Source organism: Kribbella sp. NPDC055110 (assembly GCF_053607525.1).
In genome coordinates, this window is record NZ_JBSGTS010000002.1 from 78,972 (window position 1) to 98,736 (window position 19,765).

The 19,765-nt window shown below is 68.8% G+C and carries 15 protein-coding genes; 7 read left to right on the forward strand and 8 right to left on the reverse strand.

The window, feature by feature from the left end; genetic code table 11:
- Positions 1–16: 16 nt before the first annotated feature.
- Positions 17–2,818 (reverse strand): ATP-binding protein, encoded by a 2,802-nt coding sequence (locus ACWF0M_RS03350; RefSeq protein WP_452233985.1) that lies wholly within the window; start codon positions 2,816–2,818, stop codon positions 17–19.
- A 129-nt stretch (positions 2,819–2,947) separates the two neighbouring features.
- On the opposite strand from ACWF0M_RS03350, the gene ACWF0M_RS03355 reads away from it, so the two are divergent.
- The gene (locus ACWF0M_RS03355; protein WP_452233986.1) at positions 2,948–3,796 is read left to right on the forward strand and encodes a biopolymer transporter Tol; all 849 of its coding nucleotides are present in this window, start codon (positions 2,948–2,950) and stop codon (positions 3,794–3,796) included.
- Here the strand turns inward: ACWF0M_RS03355 and ACWF0M_RS03360 are convergent.
- The gene (locus tag ACWF0M_RS03360) at positions 3,793–5,046 is read right to left on the reverse strand and encodes an NAD(P)/FAD-dependent oxidoreductase (RefSeq protein WP_452233987.1); all 1,254 of its coding nucleotides are present in this window, start codon (positions 5,044–5,046) and stop codon (positions 3,793–3,795) included. The genes ACWF0M_RS03355 and ACWF0M_RS03360 overlap by 4 nt on opposite strands.
- A 98-nt stretch (positions 5,047–5,144) precedes the next feature.
- Between ACWF0M_RS03360 and ACWF0M_RS03365 the strand changes: the two genes are divergently transcribed.
- Positions 5,145–7,004 carry an exo-alpha-sialidase gene (locus ACWF0M_RS03365; RefSeq protein ID WP_452233988.1) on the forward strand — a complete coding sequence of 620 codons (1,860 nt, stop codon included), beginning with the start codon at positions 5,145–5,147 and terminating at the stop codon, positions 7,002–7,004.
- Here ACWF0M_RS03365 and ACWF0M_RS03370 read toward each other — a convergent pair.
- Together ACWF0M_RS03370 and ACWF0M_RS03375 are read right to left on the reverse strand one after the other, a co-directional pair.
- Entirely contained in the window at positions 6,960–8,195 is a 1,236-nt protein-coding gene (locus tag ACWF0M_RS03370) for a deoxyguanosinetriphosphate triphosphohydrolase (protein ID WP_452233989.1), read from the reverse strand. The two genes, ACWF0M_RS03365 and ACWF0M_RS03370, sit on opposite strands and share 45 nt — an antisense overlap.
- A gap of 43 nt (positions 8,196–8,238) precedes the next feature.
- Positions 8,239–8,838: a dihydrofolate reductase family protein gene (locus ACWF0M_RS03375; protein ID WP_452233990.1), complete on the reverse strand. Its 600-nt coding sequence runs from the start codon at positions 8,836–8,838 to the stop codon at positions 8,239–8,241.
- A 72-nt stretch (positions 8,839–8,910) separates the two neighbouring features.
- Between ACWF0M_RS03375 and ACWF0M_RS03380 the strand changes: the two genes are divergently transcribed.
- A complete protein-coding gene (locus tag ACWF0M_RS03380; RefSeq protein ID WP_452233991.1) occupies positions 8,911–9,453 on the forward strand; it encodes a winged helix-turn-helix domain-containing protein in 543 nt (180 codons plus the stop codon).
- On the forward strand, positions 9,450–10,703 hold the full coding sequence (locus tag ACWF0M_RS03385; RefSeq protein WP_452233992.1) for an MFS transporter: 1,254 nt from the start codon (positions 9,450–9,452) through the stop codon (positions 10,701–10,703). Before ACWF0M_RS03380 ends, ACWF0M_RS03385 begins: the two co-directional genes overlap by 4 nt.
- Here ACWF0M_RS03385 and ACWF0M_RS03390 read toward each other — a convergent pair.
- Positions 10,643–11,269 (reverse strand): TetR/AcrR family transcriptional regulator, encoded by a 627-nt coding sequence (locus ACWF0M_RS03390; RefSeq protein ID WP_452233993.1) that lies wholly within the window; start codon positions 11,267–11,269, stop codon positions 10,643–10,645. The genes ACWF0M_RS03385 and ACWF0M_RS03390 overlap by 61 nt on opposite strands.
- 85 nt (positions 11,270–11,354) lie before the next feature.
- Here ACWF0M_RS03390 and ACWF0M_RS03395 point away from each other — a divergent pair, with 85 nt between their 5' ends.
- Positions 11,355–12,248 carry an alpha/beta hydrolase gene (locus tag ACWF0M_RS03395; protein WP_452233994.1) on the forward strand — a complete coding sequence of 298 codons (894 nt, stop codon included), beginning with the start codon at positions 11,355–11,357 and terminating at the stop codon, positions 12,246–12,248.
- Here ACWF0M_RS03395 and ACWF0M_RS03400 read toward each other — a convergent pair.
- Positions 12,213–13,739, reverse strand: a complete 1,527-nt coding sequence (locus ACWF0M_RS03400; RefSeq protein ID WP_452233995.1) for a helix-turn-helix domain-containing protein — start codon at positions 13,737–13,739, stop codon at positions 12,213–12,215. The two genes, ACWF0M_RS03395 and ACWF0M_RS03400, sit on opposite strands and share 36 nt — an antisense overlap.
- 161 nt (positions 13,740–13,900) lie before the next feature.
- On the opposite strand from ACWF0M_RS03400, the gene ACWF0M_RS03405 reads away from it, so the two are divergent.
- Positions 13,901–15,121 (forward strand): hypothetical protein, encoded by a 1,221-nt coding sequence (locus ACWF0M_RS03405; RefSeq protein ID WP_452233996.1) that lies wholly within the window; start codon positions 13,901–13,903, stop codon positions 15,119–15,121.
- 6 nt (positions 15,122–15,127) lie between these two features.
- On the opposite strand, the gene ACWF0M_RS03410 is transcribed toward ACWF0M_RS03405, so the two are convergent.
- Together ACWF0M_RS03410 and ppdK are read right to left on the reverse strand one after the other, a co-directional pair.
- Complete coding sequence (locus tag ACWF0M_RS03410) at positions 15,128–15,406, reverse strand: YciI family protein (RefSeq protein ID WP_452233997.1); 279 nt, start codon at positions 15,404–15,406, stop codon at positions 15,128–15,130.
- Positions 15,407–15,918: 512 nt separating this feature from the next.
- Positions 15,919–18,573 (reverse strand): pyruvate, phosphate dikinase, encoded by a 2,655-nt coding sequence (gene ppdK / locus ACWF0M_RS03415; protein WP_452233998.1) that lies wholly within the window; start codon positions 18,571–18,573, stop codon positions 15,919–15,921.
- 286 nt (positions 18,574–18,859) lie between these two features.
- Here ppdK and ACWF0M_RS03420 point away from each other — a divergent pair, with 286 nt between their 5' ends.
- Positions 18,860–19,732, forward strand: a complete 873-nt coding sequence (locus ACWF0M_RS03420; protein WP_452233999.1) for an ABC transporter substrate-binding protein — start codon at positions 18,860–18,862, stop codon at positions 19,730–19,732.
- Positions 19,733–19,765 lie beyond the last annotated feature (33 nt).

Sequence of the window (19,765 nt, forward strand, 5' to 3'; positions counted from 1 at the left end):
CGGCGAGAGCGCTCACCTACGTCAAATGACTGGCCTGACCCGGGTCATCGATTGCCGGCAGTACGTCGCGCAATTGCGCGCGCGACGTGATGCCCAGCTTGGGGAACGTGTTGTAGAGATGGGTGCCGATGGTGCGATGTGACAGGTAGAGCCGTTGCCCGATCTCGCGGTTCGACAGACCTGTGGCGGCGAGCTGGGCGATCTGCAGCTCCTGAGGACTGAGCTGGGTCCAGTTCTCCGGGGTTCGCTGTCGGGGCCGTTCCCCGGTGGCGCGCAGCTCACGCACCGCACGTTCGGCGTACCGTCGCTGGCCGAGCGCCTCGAACACCTCGGCGGCTGTGCGCAACGGGTCCCGTGCATCGACGTCACGATGTTGCCGACGCAGCCACTCGCCCTTCGCCAGCTGGGTGCGGGCACTGTAGAACGGCCACCCGCGGGCGCTGATGGCGATGGCGATTGCGAACTGGTCCTCTGGATCGCCGGGGTTCTCCTCGGCGGCGAGGACCGCGTCGGCGTAGGCGATCTGGACTACGAGGTGACCGGACCCGGCGCGTGCTGCGATCGGATGCCATTCGGCCAGGCATTCGTGCACGAAGCCGAGGTCACCTCGTCCGTGGACGGCAGCTTCGGCCAGGTCGGCCAGCGCCCATCCTCGGACGAACGGCTGGTAGGCGACGTCGGTCGGCCGGAAGATGCGTGCCAGGCTAGCGAAGGCTTCGTCGGGAAGCTCCTGAGCCAGGGCCGCCCGACCTCGCGCGAGCGCGACCAGGGCGAGCAACTGGTGCGCACCCGTCGGCATGAGTACGGCCTCGGCAGATGACGCGAGCCGCTCGGCGGTTCGGGCGTCACCGGACGCGCCCGCGGCGATCGCGTGGGCAATGGTCCCGACGGCGGCGTACCGAGGCTGCCGGACTTCGTGGGCGAGCCGGACCCCTTCGGCCGCACCGGTGAGGGCGAGGCCGGCGGACCCGGCGTGTACGTCGCCCCACGCCTGATGGATGAGCGCTTGGCCGAGCTTCCCCAGGCGCCCGTCGGCACGGAACCCGTCGACCGCGAGCCGGAGGAACGGCAACCCCAGGTCGTCGGCCCAGACGGCCGCGGCGGCCTGCCCGACCGCCATCAGCGCCGTGGGATCCACGAGGTTCAGCGGAGTCAACCGCCGCAGCCCCTGGACGACCTCCGCGGCGCGGCCGACGGGGTCGATGAGACCCAGACACGAGAGTCGGATCGGGTCGTCGGCCGGCACCGCGAGCCCTGCCACGACCGCTGAGACCTGGTGCCGTGTCTCGTCGTCCAGTGGACCCCAGTGAGCGCGCAGGGAGACGTCGTCGAGGACCAGCAGCGCCTCACGGTCGTCACCCCGGTAGGCCAGATCCTGGGCGATCTGGGTGAACCGCGGGACCGCAGAAGACGCGGTCCACGCGGACGACATCGTTTCGAGCAGGAAGGCAGCCGACGCCGCATCGGCCTCGGGCAGTCCGAGCGTGAGTGCTCGACGAAGCATGTCGAGGCTGTGGCTGGCCTCGCCCCGATCGAACTCCAGATACCCGGCGTGCTTCAACCGGATCGCCCGCAGCCCAGGATCCGTGGTGAGGGACGCCGCACGCTCCAGGGCGGCCACAGCCACATCGATTCCGCCGCGCGCACGGGCTCTGTCAGAGGCTTCGACCAGTCCGTCCGCGATGCCGTCGTCGGTTCCCGCGGACGCGTCGGCGCGGTGCCAGATGGCCCGGTCGGGGTCGCCGGCCAGCACCCGGGCCAGCGCCGCGTGCCCGTGGCGGCGCTCGTCGGCGGTCGCCACCTGGTGGACCGCCGATCTCATCAGTGGATGCCGGAACCGGAAGCGTCCCCGGTCGAGCGATCCCAGACCGGTGGTGACCGTCGTCGCCCACGCGTCCTGGTCGACGCTGCGACGGAGCAGGTCCTCCGCGGCGCGGGTCAGCAGGTTGACGTCGGCGCCGTCGAGCGCCGCGAGCAGGAGCAAGGCGCGTGAGTCGGCGCTCAGGGCGAACAGCCGGGACGCGAAGGCCGACTCGAGTCTGGCGGTCAGGGGCAACGGGACCCAGGAGCTGGTCTGTTGGAGGGTGGCAGAGACGATGGGCAGTTCGATGAGCGCCAGCGGGTTCCCGGCGGCGTCTTTCAGGATGCGGTCGCGCAGCTCAGGCGACAGGCCGCGGCCGGTGCGGTCCAGGAGGTTCCGGGCGGCGTCCGGATCGAGCCCTCCGAGGTGGAGTTCGGGAAGCCCGACGTTCTCGAGTTCGGGTCGCAGACCCTCGCGGATCGCGAGCACAAGCAGCACGACCTCCATGTCGAGTCGGCGTGCGACGAACGCGAGGACCTCGGCGGTGGGTCCGTCGAGCCAGTGCGCGTCGTCGACGACCACTAGCAGCGGTGCGGTAGCGGCTCGATCGGTGAGGACGCCGAGGGTGGCCAGACCGACCAGGTAGATGTCAGGCGTCTCGCCGTCGGCGATTCCGAGAGCGACGTCGAGAGCCCTACGTTGCCGCGGCGGCAGGTTGAGGTCCGAGCCGAGGAACGGCAGCAGGAGCTGATGGAGCGCGCCGAAGGCGAGGCGGGACTCCGATGCGACACCTGTCGCCGTGACCACCGTTGCACCTCGCTCACGCGCACGCTCCCGGACGGCTTGCAGCAGCGTCGACTTGCCGACGCCGGCTTCGCCACGGATCAGCAATGACCCGCCTCGGGTGCCGATCCGGTCGACCATCGAGTCGAGCTGGTCGAGCTCTGCCTGCCGACCCACCATCGACGCGCGCGCTTCACCCTCCCACCGCGCGGCGCCGGCCTCCCCCGTCTGCATGCTGCGACCTCCCGATTCTCCGGCGCTGACAGTGTCAGCGCCGAGGCCCGCCCCCGGTCGGTGCTTGTGGTGGGCGCGAGTTTACGCCGAGAGCGTTCGGCGTTCGCGAACCCGAGCTAGGGTGCGGACATGCCTCGTACTCTTCGTCCAGGTCAGCGGTCCGAGTTGTACGTCGTCGATGTCGCGACCGGCACTCACCGGCTGGTGTTCAGCTCGGACGAGGTGCTGTTCGAGGCGCCGAACTGGCTGCCCGACGGGACACTGGTTGTCAACGGCAACGGGCTGCTGTTCCGGGTCGCAGACGCGCTCGAGGAGATCGAGCTCGGCGGCGTACCGGCGATCAACAACGACCACGTGGTGAGCCCGGACGGGCGGACGGTCTACGTGTCGGCGGAGGACGGCCACGTGTACGCCGTACCGATCGAGGGCGGACCTGGCCGCCGGGTGACGAACGATCGCGGACCGGGATTCCGCCACTACCTGCACGGAGTCTCACCGGACGGTACGACGCTCGCGTACATCGGACTGGAATGGGTCGGCGATCAGCGGATCACCAACGTGTGGACGATCCCGAGCGCGGGCGGCGCCGACGTACAGGTGACCGACGACGAGTTCGCCGACGACGGATCGGAGTACGGCCCGGACCGCGAGTGGATCTACTTCAACTCGGAGCGCTCCGGCCAGGCGCAGCTGTTCCGGATCCGGGTCGCCGACGGACACGCGGAGCAGCTGACCGACGACGAGCGGGTGAACTGGTTCCCGCATCCCGCTCCGGACGGGTCGGCGATCGCGTACGTCAGCTTCCCGACCGGCACCGAAGGACATCCGGCCGACATCGAGGACGTCCGCCTGCGGCTGCTGATGCGCGACGGCGAGATCCGCGAGCTGACGAGCCTGTTCGGCGGCCAGGGCACGATGAACGTACCGAGCTGGTCGCCGGACAGCGCGTCGTTCGCCTACGTCACGTACCCGCTCTAGACGTCGGCGAGGTCCACCGACGTATCGGCCAGGCGGGCAGGGTCGACCTGCTTGCCGGAGCGGATGAGGTTCTGCACCGCGTCGATCGCACCCCAGGTGTTGACGTGCATACCGGCCAGGACGTGGTGCTCGTCGTCCAGCCAGAACGCCACGTAGGCGCCGGACTTCGGGTCGCCGCGCAGGACGACCTGGTACGACGTTCCGCGCGGGACGTCCCCGGCGTACTCCATGCCGAGGTCGAACTGGTCGGTGAAGAAGAACGGGATCGCGTCGTGCGCCACGTCCTGCCCGAGCATCGCCTTCGCGGCCGCGGCGCCGGTGTCCTTCGCGTTCTGCCAGTGCTCGACGCGGACGAACCGCCCGAACAGCGGGTGGTCCCAGCGGACCACGTCACCGGCGGCGTACACGTCCGCGACCGAGGTCTGCAGGTCCGCGCCGGCGACGATGCCCGATCCGTTCTCCCGGGTCGCGACCTCGATGCCGGCTGCCTCGGCCAGCTCGGTGTTCGGCTGCACACCGACCCCGACCACCACCAGGTCCGCCGGAATCACCTCACCGCCGCTCACGCGGACGCCCGTGACCCGGTCGGTCCCCTCGAACCCTTCGACCCCGGTCCCGAACCGGAAGTGCACCCCGTGCTGCCGGTGGAACTCGGCGAACAGCTCACCGACCTCTTCACCGAGTACGGCGGCGAGCGCGGTGGACTGCGGCTCGACGACCGTCACCTCGCACCCGCGCTCGCGAGCAGCCGACGCCGCCTCGAGACCGATCCATCCGGCACCCACCACGACGACGCGCGGCTTCGCGGCGTACGCGTCGGTCAGCGCCTGCGCCTCGTCGGCCGTCCGCAGGTAGTGCACGCCTGGCAGATCTGCACCGGGTACGTCGAGCTTGCGGACGCGGCTGCCCGTCGTGATCAGGAGCTTCGTGTAGGGCACCTGCGAGCCGTCGTCGAGCGTGACCGTGTGCGCGGACGGATCGATCGCGGTGACCGTGGTCCCGAGGCGCAGGTCGATGGTGTTGTCGTCGTACCACTGCTGGTCGTGGAGCTGCGCGGACTCGGTCTGGTCCTTGCCGAGCAGGACGCCCTTGGACAGCGGAGGTCGCTCGTACGGCAGTGCTTGCTCACTGCCGATCAGGACGATGCCGCCGTTCCAGCCGTCCTTCCGGAGGGCCTCGGCCGCGGTCGCTCCCGCGAGACTCGCACCGACGATCACGATCTGCGCTGAGGCAGAAGCAGTATCAGCCATGACCGAACGATAGTCCTCCCCGACCCCTTGTCGCCGACGACGCGGATGACTACGTTGTCGCAGGACATCATACGTCCTATGACTTCCCTGGGAGAGCCATGCGCGTACTCGTACCAGGCCGTCTCGCGGCCGCCGCCCTACTGGTGTTCACAGCCCTCACCGCGCCGCCCGCTCATGCCGGCGCAGCGCCCTTCGTCGACGACAGCGTGCTGTTCCAGCAGAAGACCGAGGGCTACTCGTGCTTTCGGATCCCGGCCGTCGTGCACGCGACGAACGGCGACGTGCTCGCGTTCGCCGAGGGCCGCGTCGCGGACTGCGGTGACGACGGCGACATCGACATCGTCCTGCGTCGCTCGACCGACGGCGGCAAGACCTGGGGCCCGTTGCAGGTGGTCTCGGACGGCAACGGCAGCACCCACGGCAACCCGGTCCCGATAGTGGACGGGAAGACCGGGCGGATCGTGCTCGTCACGACGCACAACGGCCCGCAGCCGTGCCCGAACGGCTGCGACCGCGACCCGTACGTCCAGACCAGCGACGACTTCGGCGCGACCTGGACCGCGCCGCGCGAACTGACCGACGCCAAGCTGCCGAGCTGGAACTTCTGGTACGCGACCGGCCCGATGCACGGCATCCAGCTCGAACACGGCCCGCACGCCGGCCGGCTGATCGTCGGTGCCAGCTTCGAGACGTACGACGGGGTCGGGCCGCATGTCTACGGCACGCATCTGCTGTACTCCGACGACGCCGGCGAGACCTGGCACATCGGCGCGACGACCTCGCGGGACGACGGTTCGGTGATCGCGCAGGAGGTCACCGTGGTCGAGCTGACCGACGGCCGGATCTACGCGCTGGCCCGCGAACGCGGCACCGATCCGGGCAACCGCGCGTACGCCATCAGCAGCGACGGCGGGGACAGCTTCGACGCACCGTTCCGGACGATCCCGAAGTTGGAGATGCCCGACGTCCAAGGGTCGCTGCTGCGGTTCGACAAGCACCGGATCCTGTTCTCGGCGCCGGCGCACCCGGCCGCACGCGAGGTGATGACCGTGCGGTCGTCGTACGACGAGGCGCGATCGTTCGGCACCTGGCAACAGGGGAAGGTGTTCTACTGGGGTCCGTCGGCGTACTCCGACATGGTCCAGCTGGACGGCGACGAGGCCGGGTTGCTGTACGAGGCCGGCGTCGCGAACCCGTACGAGTCGATCCGCTGGGCACGATTCAACGAGGCCTATCTGTCGACGCCGAACGGGACGCCGCCGGGCATCCCCGGTCCGCCCGCGCCCGGGCCGCTGACGCCTGACGTCGCCCCGGCGCACAATCCGGCGTACGTGCGGGGTGGGGCGACTGTTGCCGCAGGCAAGTTCGGGAACGGGCTCGCGCTGGACGGGGTGGACGATTACGTCGAGGTGCCGTACGACCGGTCGATCGATCTCGGCGCCGACGACTTCACGATGATGAGCTGGATCAAGTACGGCGCGACGACCGGGACGCACGCGATCCTGTGGGCGTACCGGACCGGGTCGGGCAGTACGCCGCAAGTGTGGTTGCGGGCGGAGCCGGCGAGCAAACGGATCCGCGCGTTGCTGTCGGTCGACCGTTTCAACGTGACGGTCCAGTCGGCGTCGGCGTACAACGACGACCAGTGGCATCACGTCGTACTGCAGCGGGTCGGCGGGAAGCTGCGGCTGGTGGTCGACGGCGTCGAGGTCGGCTCGGCGACGGCGCCGGCCGGATCGGTGACGGCCGGCAAGGAGTTCGGCGTGCAAGGCATCCACGTCGGCCAGCGCGTCGACGGCGTCAACCGCTTCCAGGGAGCGCTCGACGAGGTCCGTGTCTACCGCCGGGCACTGACGGACACCGAACTTCAGCAGATCCGCGAGCAGAACAAGCCGATCACGAACCGGCTCGGCCTAGATCTGCCCTTCGACAAGGTGAGCGTGCCAAGCCAGGGCTGACGGATCGGTGAGGGAGGCGACCTGGTCGACGATGACGCGGAGGCGGGCATCGTCGTCGGTCGCCTCCGCGAAGTCGGACCGGAACGGGACGTCCAGGTGCTGCGGGGCCGTTTTCCACAGGGCTTCCACGAGTTCGGTGAGGAGCTCGCGTTGGGTGGCCCGGCGGGCCTGGCGTTCGGGTGAGTTGAGGACGTGGAACATGCCGACGCCCTTCAACAGCCCGATCTCGGTGCGAATGCCGTCCGGAACAACCAGATCGGCCTCGTACCGGATCAGCCGGGACCGGCCGAAGACAGCGTGCGTGGTCTGCTCGGCGGCGGTCGCGAACCGCCCGATGAGCTGGCTGGTGACGTCCTTGAGCGCGCCCAGCGCCTGCCGGCTGTCGTCGAACGCGACCCGCGGCCAGTAGTTCAGCGCCTTCAGCCGCGCCCAGCCCTCGTCCAGCTCGGCATCGGTTGCCTCCGGCAAATACATCTGCCGGACCGTCTCCCAGTACGGCGCCGGCTCGGCGTCGACCGCGGCGAGGTCGATGTGATGCGCGACGATCCCGTCCTCGACGTCGTGCACCGAGTACGCCACGTCGTCGGCGAAGTCCATCACCTGCGCCTCGAGGCAGCGCCGCTCCCCCACGCCCTGGCGCAACCACGAGAAGACCGCGAGGTCGTCGTCGTACACCCCGAACTTGCGCTCGTCCGCCCGGCGAGGCCAGGGGTACTTCGTCGCGGCGTCGAGGGTCGCCCGGCTCAGGTTGAGGCCGACGCTGCGTCCTTCGGCATCGAACGTCTTCGACTCCAGCCGGGTCAGCAGCCGCAACGTCTGCGCGTTTCCCTCGAAGCCGCCGATCTCCGCGGCGACCTGGTCCAGCGCGCGCTCGCCGTTGTGACCGAACGGTGGATGCCCGAGATCGTGCGCCAGACAGGCGGCGTCCACGATGTCCGGATCGCAGCCGAGCGTTGCCGCCAGCTCGCGGCCGATCTGCGCGACCTCGAGACTGTGGGTCAACCGGTTCCGCACGAAGTCGTCGCTGCCGGCCGTCACGACCTGCGTCTTGGCCGCCAGCCGTCGCAACGCCGCGCTGTGCAGCACGCGTGCGCGATCACGAGCGAACGCGGTCCGTCCCGGTCGCTTGACCGGCTCGGCAACCCACCGCTCGGCATCGTGCTCGTCGTACCACTCATGCTGCTTCCTCATCACCGCTCACAGTAGCCGCGCCTACCGACAGTTTGCGGACTCTTCAGGAAACGCAGTACCGGATCCAGATGACGCCGTCCTTAAATACTTCGGTGCCCGCGTGCTGGAGGTTGAGGCGCCCGGTGTCGTACCAGCGGTCGCCGCCGATCAGCACCGGATGCACGAGGAGGGCGAGCTCGTCGACCAAACCGAGCGCCAGGCAAGTCCGCAGCAGTACGCCGGGCGCGTCGACGCGGACCGTTTGCACACCGCGGCGCCCCAGTACGTCGAACACCTCGACAAGATCGACCTGGTCGTAGCCGGTGATCAACTCACGCGTCGTCGCGTCGGGCGGCCGCTCCGGCGTCTGGTCGGCGTACAACGCGAGGACGCCGGACCAGTAGCCCAGCTCCCGCAACGAGTCCCAGCTCCGGACCCGCGCCCGCTCGTCCACCACCGCGAGCAGCGGACCCTCCGCCCGCGGACCGCGACGAGGAGCCGCGAGTACGGCGTTCTCCTGGGCGAGGATCGCGCCGGCGTCGATCAGCGTCACGTCCTCCTGCCACAGCGACGCCAGCGCATAGAACCGCGCGAGGTCGACGTCGAATCCCGACGCCACCCCGTCCAGCGAGACCGCCAGCTGAGCCACCACATGAGGCCGCATGTCCCCAAACCTAGGGACGACCACCGACAAATCCACTTGCAGAGACTCCTTTGCAGAGACTACTCTGCATCCATGCGACGGATCGATGCCCGAAGTCTGCGCGGACTCGCCCACCCGCTCCGGATGCGCATCCTGGAGGCGATCGAGCTCGACGGACCGGCGACGTCGAGCACCCTGGCGACGCGACTCGGCGAGAACACCGGCACGATCAGCTGGCACCTGCGCCTGCTCGCCGAGCACGGGTACCTCGAGGAGGATCCCGGCCGCGGCACGAAGCGCGAGCGCTGGTGGCGGCTCCCCGACGGGCCGACCGTCCTCAACCCGGCCGAGTTCCTCGACGACCCGGAGACTCGGCGCGCACTCGACGTCTACCTGCGCGATCTCGTGGAGCGGTACTACGACCGCGTCCGCGCGTACGTCGATGAAGACTGGCCCGCCGATTGGCAGCACGCGGCCGGCCTCTCGGACTGGCGTGATCTGCAGCTGACCCCGGAGCAACTGCACAAGCTCAACGAGGAGATCGCGGCCGTCGTCGACCGGTACACCGGTAGCGAACCGGCCGAGGGATCCGAGCGCGTGATCGTCCAGCTGCAATCGTTCCCGCGCCGCCCATGAGCCTCCTGCGAACGCACCGCGACTTCCGTCTGTTCTGGATCGGCGAGACGATCAACCGCTTCGGCAGCGCGACGTCGTCGGTGGCGCTGCCGCTGGTCGCGATTTCGATGCTCGACGCAACAACCTTCGAGGTCGGCCTGCTGACCGCGGCCGCCTGGGCGCCGTGGCTCCTGATCGGCCTGCCCACCGGCGCCTGGATCGATCGGGTACGTCGACGTCCGCTCATGCTCGCCTCCTCGGCTGCGTCCGGTCTCCTGCTCGCCGTGGTTCCGCTGGCCGGCGACCTGCTGACGATCGAGTTCCTCCTGGTCCTCGCCGGACTCGTCGGAGCCGCATCGGTCGTCTTCCAAACGGCGTACACCGCCTATCTTCCGACGCTTCTGGATCCGTCCGATCACGCCGAGGGCAACGCGAAACTCCACGGCAGTGCGTCGGCCGCGCAGATCGCGGGGCTCGGGTGCGGTGGACTGCTGGTCCAGTTCGCCGGCGCGGCGAATGCATTGCTCGTCGACGCGGGCAGCTTCCTGGTCGCGCTCGGCTGTCTCGCCGCGATCCGCTTCCGGGAACGGCGTACGAACACGCCTCGGCAGGCCGGCGCGATCCGGGAGGGCATCAGGCTGGTCGCGCACGACGTCTGGCTGCGTACATTGACGATCTTCGGCGCGGTCTCGAACCTCGCCTTGATGGGATATCAGGCGATCGTCGTCGTGTTCCTGGTCCGCGAGGCCGGACTGACTGCTGGCACAGTCGGTGGCCTGATCGCGGCGGCATCGAGCGGCGGCGTGGTCGGTGCGCTCGTCGGTCGCAAGATGATGCGGTTCGGTACGGCGCGTGCGCTGCTCCTGTGCGAGCTCGGCCTGCCCACCCTGGCGTTGCTGATCCCGTTGAGCGGCGCGAGCCCGTGGTTCTATCTGGTCGGCGCGTTCGGCGTCAGCCTCGGCGTGGTCGGCGGGAATGTCGTGAAGGCGACCTTCCTGCAGTCGTACTGTCCGCCAGATCTGTTCGGCCGGCTGACCGCGACGAACGCCTTCGTCAACTACGGCACCATCCCGCTCGGCGCGCTCGTCGGCGGAACGCTCGGCCAAACCCTCGGCCTCACCCCGGCCCTCTGGATCACGACAGCCGGCGTACCGCTGGCCGGCCTGGTCCTGCTCGCGTCACCGATCCGTAGTCGCCGCGACCTGCCGGCTCACCAGGGCACCGGCGTACCGGGAACGACCGCTGACTCCAACCGGATCCGCACCGCCTGACGCGCGCGCTCGTACCCCGCCTCGTCGTTGTGCAGGATCGACGCGAGGTTCGCGGCCTCGTAGTACGCATTCAGATCGAACGCGAGCTGCACCGGATCGGCCGCGAGCTCACCCCGCTCGACGGCCTCGGCGACCGCGGTCTCGATCAGGTCCATCCACTCGTGATGGACAGCCGCGAGGTACTCGTGCACAGCGCCGTCGCGCGCGGAGAACTCGTGCGAGACCTTCTGGAAGAAACAGCCGCCCGGGAACACGCGGCTCCGCGAGTAGTCCAGCCAATGCCGGCTCAGCGCCCACACCCGGCCGAGACCGGGCTCCACCTCGTACGCCGGAATCACGACGTTGTCGGCGTAGATCCGGCGCGCGGCCCGGACGGTCGCGAGCTGCAGCTCCTCCTTGGAACCGAAGTGCGCGAACAGCCCGCTCTTGCTGATCCCGAGCTCGGTCGCGAGCCGCCCGATCGACAACCCTTCGAGCCCGTCGACCGACGCGATGTCGACCGCACGGCGCAGGACGGCGCGGCGGGTCTGGTCACCCCGCGCCAACCGTCCGTCGACCTTCTCCACGATTCCTGATCCTAAGTGCCGTTGACTTGCTAGTCTGTGCGAATCTAATAGTACGACCGTTCGTACAGTTACCGGAGGGGATGTCATGCAGAAGCTGGTCAGTGCCGGATTGCAGACCGTCGGAGCGTTGTCACCGCGACTCGGCGGACGGCTCGCGTTCAACCTGTGGCGGCGCCCGCTCGCCCGCGGCCGGGTCCGCCCCGACGAGCAGGCCGTCCACGACGCCGCGCGCGTCGAGATCGTCGACAACGTGAAGACCTACGCGTGGGGCGACGGCAACCGCCCGGTGTTGCTCGTCCACGGCTGGCGCTCCCGCGCATCGCGGTACGCCGGATTCATCACGCGCCTGCTCGAGCTCGGCTACAGCCCGGTGTCGTACGACGCTCCTGCGCATGGCGACTCGGACGGCGACGTCGTGTCGATCCTCGGCCACCAGCGGATCATCCGCGCGCTGGAGGAACGCCACGGCCCGTTCGAGGGCGTGATCGCGCACTCCCTCGGCGTACCGTTCGCGCTGTACGCCGTCCGCGAGGGCGTCGCGGCCAAGCGGCTGGTGATGATCAGCGGCGTCGCGGACTTCGGGTACCTGGCCGACACGTTCTGCGCCCAGCTCGGCCTGGGACCGAAGATCAACCAGCAACTGCGGCGCCGGATCGAGCGCGGGTACTTCGACGGCGACGACCAGATCTGGACGCGCTTCTCGGTGACCACAGGAAAGCTCGAGCTGCTGGTGATCCACAACGACGAGGACGACGTCGTGGACCCGGCGCAGGCGCAGGTACTGCTACGGAACTACGGCGACCGCGCACACTTCCTGCCGACGACGGGCCTCGGCCACCGCCGGATCCTGTCCACCCCGGCGGTCATCGAGGCAGCGACAACCTTCCTTACGTCCGAAGAAGTGGCGGGAGCTCCCTCCGCTTCTTCGGACGTAAGCGATGACTCAGATGTCGCGGAAGGTCTCGATCTGAGCGCCTAGCGAGTTCAGGCGGGCGGCCAGGTCCTCGTAGCCGCGGTTGATCACGTAGACGCTGCGCAGCACCGACGTACCCTTCGCGGCCAGCATCGCGATCAGCGTGACGACGGCCGGCCGGAGCGCCGGCGGGCACATGATCTCGGCGCCGGAGAAATGCGTCGGGCCTTCGACCATCACCCGGTGCGGGTCGAGCAGCTTGACCCGGCCGCCCAGCTTGTTCAGGTCCGTCAGGTAGATCGCGCGGTTCTCGTAGACCCAGTCGTGGATCAGCGTCTGCCCGGTGGCGATCGCCGCGATCACCGCGAAGAACGGCAGGTTGTCGATGTTCAGGCCCGGGAACGGCATCGGGTGGACCTTGTCGATCGGCGCGTGCAGCTTCGACGGCCGGGTGGTGAGGTCGACCAGCCGGGTCCGACCGTTCTCGGCGAGGTACTCCGTACTGCGGTCGTAGTCGAGCCCCATCTCCTCCAGCAGCGCGAGCTCGATCTCCAGGAACTCCACCGGCGCGCGCCGGATGGTGATCTCGGACTTCGTGACGATCGCCGCGGTGAGCAGGCTCATCGCCTCGATCGGATCCTCGGACGGCGCGTAGTCGACATCCACGTCGATGTCGGCCTTGCCGTGCACGGTCAGCGTCGTGGTGCCGATGCCGTCGATCTTCACGCCGAGCAGGTCGAGGTAGAAACACAGGTCCTGGACCATGTAGTTCGGGCTCGCATTGCGGATCACCGTGACGCCGTCGTACCGGGCGGCGGCCATGATCGCGTTCTCGGTCACGGTGTCGCCGCGCTCGGTCAGCACGATCGGCTTGCCCGGCGTGATCGCCCGATTCACCAGCGCGTGGTACTGCCCGCCGGTCGCCTTCACCTCGAGGCCGAACGGGCGCAGCGCGGTCAGGTGCGGCTCGACGGTGCGTGTGCCGAGGTCGCAGCCACCGGCGTACGGGAGCTCGAACGCGTCCTCGCGGTGCAGCAGCGGGCCGAGGAACATGATGATGGAGCGGGTACGACGGGCCGCCTCGGCATCCATCGCGCTCAGGTCGAGCTGCGTCGGCGGGATGATCTCCAGGTCGCCGGCGTCGTTCAGCCAGGTGGTCTTGACGCCGATCGAGTTCAGCACCTCGAGGAGACGGTTGACCTCCTCGATGCGGGCGACCTTGCGCAGCGTCGTACGGCCCTTGTTCAGCAGGCTCGCGCAGAGCAGCGCGACACCGGCGTTCTTGCTGGACTTGACGTCGATGGAGCCGGACAACCGGCGGCCACCGGCAACACGGAGGTGGACCGGACCGCCACCGAGAGAGACAATTTCTGAATCGAGCGCCTCGCCGATCCGGGCGAGCATCTCGAGGGTGAGGTTCTGATGACCCTTCTCGATCCTGTTCACCGCGCTCTGGCTGGTGTTCAGAACTTCCGCGAGCTGCGTCTGCGTCCAGCCGCGATGCTTGCGGGCGTCCCGGATGAGGTTTCCGATCCGGCTCAGGTAGTCATCGGTCATGGCCGGACCTTATCTCACATGTGAGATACCGCTGCACCGACCCGCCGGTACCAGCGTAGCCAATGTCACTACCGGACCCTTGAAGGACCCCTGCGGCCTGGTGAAACGCCCGCAGCCTACAGTTACCTAACTCCCGCCGCACCCCGGAGAGGATCCATCAGATGCCCGACGACACCTCCGCCGCGGTGGTCAACGAGTTCGAGGCGGAGTCGTGGCCGCTGGAGGCCGCCGCCGACAGCCTGCACCAGGTCATCGACGGATTCCACAACGGGGACACCCGGCCGCTGGTGATCGGCGACGGCGACCAGCCGGTGCTGGTGGTGCTGGCGATCGCCGACCTGGCCGACTTCCGGGCCCGGATCGCCGACCTGCTCGGCAACCCGGTCGACGCCGGCTGGCTGCGGTACTACCTCCGCTCCAACTTCGACATGAGCTCCGAGCGGCTGGTCGAACTGCTCGGCGTGGACACGGACCACGGGCTGTCGTCGCTGGCCAGCCAGGTGAACGTCGAGCAGGCCGCGACGCTGATGTCCGACCACGTACGCCGTACCGAGGCCGGCGGCAACCCGCTGATGCTGATCGGCGACGGGACGATGGCGACCGCCGCGCTGCTGTCCTTCCAGGCGTTCCAGGTGCTGCTCGCGATGGAAGGCGACGGCAAGGGCGAGGACGACTCCTGCGCGCACGACGACGAGGAGAAGCCGACCACGCCGCTGGAGGTGCTCGCCGAGCGGATCGGCCCGGTGTCGACGCAGCTGGTCGCCCAGATCAACGCGGGCCGCGAGCCGGGCCTCCCGCGGTACGAGCTGCACTTCGAGGACGAACTGGTCGAGCACCTCCGTGACCTGGAGGCGCGCGCGCAGAAGGCGCCGGGCGGTGGCGCGTACGACGAGTTGAACGGGCTGCTGCACCAGTTCGACCAGATGCGCAGCGGGCTGGTCGAGGCGGAGGCCGAGGAGGAGCTGGACGAGGCGCCGTACCTCGAAGCGTCCGATCTCAAGGCGGCGCTGCCGGACATCCGGGACGCGTTCCGCGACGGCGCCGACGACCCGTACCTGGTCGGTCTGGACGGGCGGCCGCTCGCGGGCCTGATCTCGTTCGACCTGTACGAGGAGCTGCAGAAGGTCTCGGTCGAGCTGGACGGGACGGACGAGGCACCGGTCCTGCCGCTGCCGGAGCCGCGCTGGGAGAACGGTCCGCGGCTGTTGCCGTTCGAGGTCGCGATCGAGATGTGCGAGGCCGTCATCGAGGACCTCACCAACGGCGAGGCCTCGATGCTGTTCATCGCCGACGAGGACAACGAGCCCGAACTGGTCCTCGCTCCCCTGGTCTGGCTCTGGGCGTACGTCGACCACCTGAACCTGGAAGGCGCCGACGCCTGAGCCGCCTCAGCTGAACGGGAAGAGCGGCTGCCACTCGGCGAGGGTGGCGAGCTGGTAGACGTCGGCCGGCGTGTACGGGTCCTTGGCGAGGATGTCGCGGAGCTCGGCCTCGTCGGCGACGTCGTACACGAGCAAGGCGCCGGTCTGGTCGGCGAACGGTCCGGCGGCGACGAGCTTGCCGTCGGCCTTCAGCGCCGTCAGGTACTCGCGGTGCGCCGGACGGACCTCCATCCGCTGGTCGGTCCGGTCGAGATCGAAGCGCAACTGCACGACAAATTGGGCCATGCCCAAAACTCTACAAGAGTCTTGGAAACAAGGGGATTTGGTGCGGGAAAGGGAGTCACGAGCCGCCACAGCGGCTGGTTCAGGTCAGACCCGAAAGTCGACGAGTGATCTCCCTTCCCGCCCGGACATTCTCGCCAGCCGACGGCCCCCTACGCAAGGGGTTGGTTAAGGGAAATTCCTACAGACAGTTGATTGAGATAACGCTTCGTGATCGACCCCCCGGCCGCGTCGATGAGAGCGCCGATACAGCCGTACAGTCCGTCACGCCGGTCCGTTGTCAAGGCCCGATGACCCGAATAAGACGACAGAAGTTCGAGGTACCCGGCCGTCGAATAGTCCACGTCCCAGGCATACCCGCGGAACTCCACAGACCCGAAAAGCCCCGTCTCCCCGAGCCCCGCCCGCGACCGCACCGCCCCGCCCCGCCGTAGCACGTCAGCCCACTTTGAGAAGCCACCAACCATTTCGCGGGCCGATTCGTGGTTGGTGGCTTCTCAAAGTTGGGATCGGGGTCAGGCCAGGGCGGCTCGGCCGGCCTCTAGGCGGGCTACTGGGATACGGAACGGGGAGCAGGAGACGTAGTCGAGGCCGACCTCGTGGAAGAAGTGGATGCTGTCCGGGTCGCCGCCGTGCTCGCCGCAGACGCCGAGCTTGAGGTCCGGCTTGGTCGCCCGCCCACGCTCCACACCGGTCCGCACCAGCGCACCGACGCCCTCTCGGTCGATCGACTCGAACGGCGAGACCGCGAAGATCCCCTTCTCCAGGTACCGCGAGAAGAACGCACTCTCCACGTCGTCCCGGCTGAAGCCCCATGTCATCTGGGTCAGGTCGTTGGTGCCGAACGAGAAGAAGTCGGCCGCCTCCGCGATCTGGTCCGCGATCACCGCCGCGCGCGGCAGTTCGATCATCGTGCCGATCGGGATCTCCCGGCCGGGGTCGACGTCGGCGAGCACACGTTCCACCTCGTCGCGCGCCAGGTGCAGCTCCTGAGCGGCGCCGACCAGCGGGATCATGATCTCCGGCCGCGGATCCTTGCCCTTGGCCCCCAATTCCTTCGCCGCCGACGCGATCGCCCGGACCTGCATCGCGAACAGTCCGGGGATCACCAGCCCGAGCCGAACCCCGCGCAGACCGAGCATCGGGTTCTGCTCGTGCAACCGCTGGACCGCGGCCAGCAGGGTCGCGTCGCGCCCCGGGTCCTCGCCGCGTTCGCGCGCCACCGCCACCTTCACGGCCAAGTCCTCCAGCGACGGCAGGAACTCGTGCAGCGGCGGATCGATCAGCCGGATCGTCACCGGCAGCCCGTCCATCGCGTCCAGCAGTTCCAGGAAGTCCGCACGCTGCAACGGCTCCAGCTCGGCCAGCGCCGCGTCGCGCTCCGCGTGAGTGTCCGCGAGAATCAACCGCTCGACGGATTCCCGCCGCTCCCCCAGGAACATGTGCTCGGTCCGGCACAGCCCGATCCCCGCGGCCCCGAACCGCCGCGCCCGCGCCGCATCGTCCGCCGTATCGGCATTGGTCCGTACGCCGAGCCGCCGTACGTCGTCCGCGTGCGTGATCAACCGGTGCACCGACGCGACGAGCTCGTCGCCCGCGTCCGGGGCCAACGCGCCCTCGAAGTACTGCACGACCGGGGACGGTACGACCGGGACCTCGCCGCGGAACACCTCACCCGTGGTGCCGTCGATCGAGATCAGCTCACCCGCCTCGAGCACTGTGCCTTTCACCGTGATGGTGCCCTGGGCAACGTTCACGTCGAGTTCCTCGGCGCCGCAGACACAGGTCTTGCCCATGCCGCGGGCGACCACGGCCGCGTGCGAGGTCTTGCCGCCGCGGCTGGTCAGGATGCCTTGCGCCGCGATCATGCCGTGCAGGTCGTCCGGGTTGGTCTCGCGCCGTACCAGGATGACCTTCTCGCCGCGCTCCGCTGCCTCGACCGCGGCCGCCGACGTGAACACGACCTTGCCCGAGGCCGCACCCGGCGACGCACCGATCGCCTTCGTGATCAGGTCCGTCGCCGCATCCGCATCGAACCGCGGGAACATCAGCTGCGCGAGCTGGGCGCCCTTCACCCGCTTCAGTGCCTCGTCGGTGTCGATCACGCCCTCGTCGATCAGGCTCGTCGCGATCCGGAACGCCGCCGCCGCGGTCCGCTTGCCGACCCTGGTCTGCAGCATCCACAGCTTGCCGCGCTCGACGGTGAACTCGATGTCGCACAGGTCGCGGTAGTGACCTTCGAGCTTGGCCATGATCTCCATCAGGGCGTCGTACGACGCCTTGTCGATCTGCTCGAGGTCGGCGAGCGGGACGGTGTTGCGGATGCCCGCGACGACGTCCTCGCCCTGGGCGTTCTGCAGGTAGTCGCCGTACACGCCGGGCTGGCCCGTCGACGGGTCGCGGGTGAACGCGACGCCGGTGCCGGAGTCCATGCCGAGGTTGCCGAACACCATCGAGCAGACGCTCACCGCCGTACCGAGGTCGGCGGGGATCCGCTCCTGGCGGCGGTAGAGGATCGCGCGGTCCGAGTTCCAGGAACGGAACACGGCCTCGGTCGCGAGGTCCATCTGGGTCCGCGGGTCCTGCGGGAAGTCGCGGCCGGTGTGCTCGTGTACGGCCCGCTTGAAGGTCTCGACGAGACCCTTCAGGTCGGCGGCGTCCAGGTCCAGGTCGTCGCGAGTGCCCTTCGCCTGCTTGGCCTGCTCGATCGCGTCCTCGAACACGTCGCCGTCCATGCCGAGCACGGTCTTGCCGAACATCTGGATCAGCCGGCGGTACGCGTCCCAGGCGAACCGGGGGTTGCCGGAGTGGTGCGCGAGCCCGTTCACCGAGTCGTCGTTGAGGCCGACGTTCAGGACCGTCTCCATCATGCCGGGCATCGAGACGGCGGCACCCGAGCGGACCGAGACCAGCAGCGGATCGTCGGCCTGGCCGAGCTTCTTGCCCATCTTCTGCTGGAGCAGCGCGACGTGGTGGTCGATCTCGTCGGCCAGGTCGGCGGGGACCGTGCCGGTCTCCAGGTACGCGCGGCAGGCGTCCGCGGTGATGGTGAAACCGGGTGGCACCGGCAGGCCGAGGTTGGTCATCTCGGCCAGGTTCGCTCCCTTGCCGCCGAGGAGCTGCTTCATGTCCTTGTTGCCTTCGGCGAAGTCATAGACGAGTTTCGGCACGGTCACTCCCTGGGTTGCAGGCGGGTGTTTTCAGGCGCGGGAGAATGGCCCGCTGGCCCATCGACTCCGGCGGCGGGGGCGTGTTTTCAGAGTAAGCCTAAAAACCAGTCCAGTTGAACACTGGTCTCACGATGCTGACGTGACCCTCCCCACAGGTCGAAGGCCGGAAAACCCTTCCCTGATTGACAACGCGAGACATTCCGGGTCTTCACCGATGAAACATTCTTCGTCGGCGCTGAGGCGGTTTCGTCGGTGGGTAAGTGGGTAGGCGGGCTAGAGTTTGGGGGTGCGTATCGTCTCGCTGCTCCCCTCGGCGACCGAGATCTGTTTCGCGCTCGGTGGTGGTGAGGATGTGGTCGGCATCACGTTCGAATGCGATTACCCGGCGGCGGCGCGCACCCGGCGGATCGTGTCGACGACGGCGCTGCCCGAGGGTTTGACACCGAGCGAGATCGACGCCGCCGTACGTCGGAAGGTCGCCGCCGGGGAGGATCTCTATCACCTGGACGCGGGCGCGCTGCGCGATCTCGACCCGGACGTGGTGATCACCCAGGACCTGTGCGCGGTCTGCGCGATCGACGTCGCCGACGTCTCCCAGGCCCTCGACTACCTGGGGTGCTGCGCGGAGGTGGTGACCACCGATCCCGACAGCCTGACCGAGGTGCTCGAGTCAATCGAAACCATCGCAAAGGTCATCGGCCGAGACTCGGTGCAGTTGGTGAAGAACCTCCGGACCCGCCTAGACCAGCTGGCCGCTACAGCGGGCACACGAGGCGGTGGTGCGCGGGTGGGGTTGTTGGAGTGGACTGATCCGCCGTTTGCGCCTGGGCATTGGTTGCCGGAGATGGTGGAGGTTGCGGGTGGGGTGAACGTGTTGGGTGCGGCTGGGGAGCGGTCGAGAGCGATCAGCTGGCGAGAGGTGGCGGCTGCGGAGCCTGAGGTGGTTGTGTCGGCGCCGTGTGGGTTCGGACTTGATGAGGCTGCCGAGCTGACCGAGCTTCTGATGGGTGAGCTGCCGGCGGGCGTACCGGTGTGGGCAGTCGACGCCAACGGGTACTTCGCACGGCCGGGGCCCCGCCTGGTGGACGGTGTCGAGGTGCTGGCAGCCATCCTCCAGAGCGAGACCCCGGATCCCGCGATCGCCCGGCGCCTCCGCTAGCGCCGTACGAAACCCCCAGTCCGTCGGGCACAC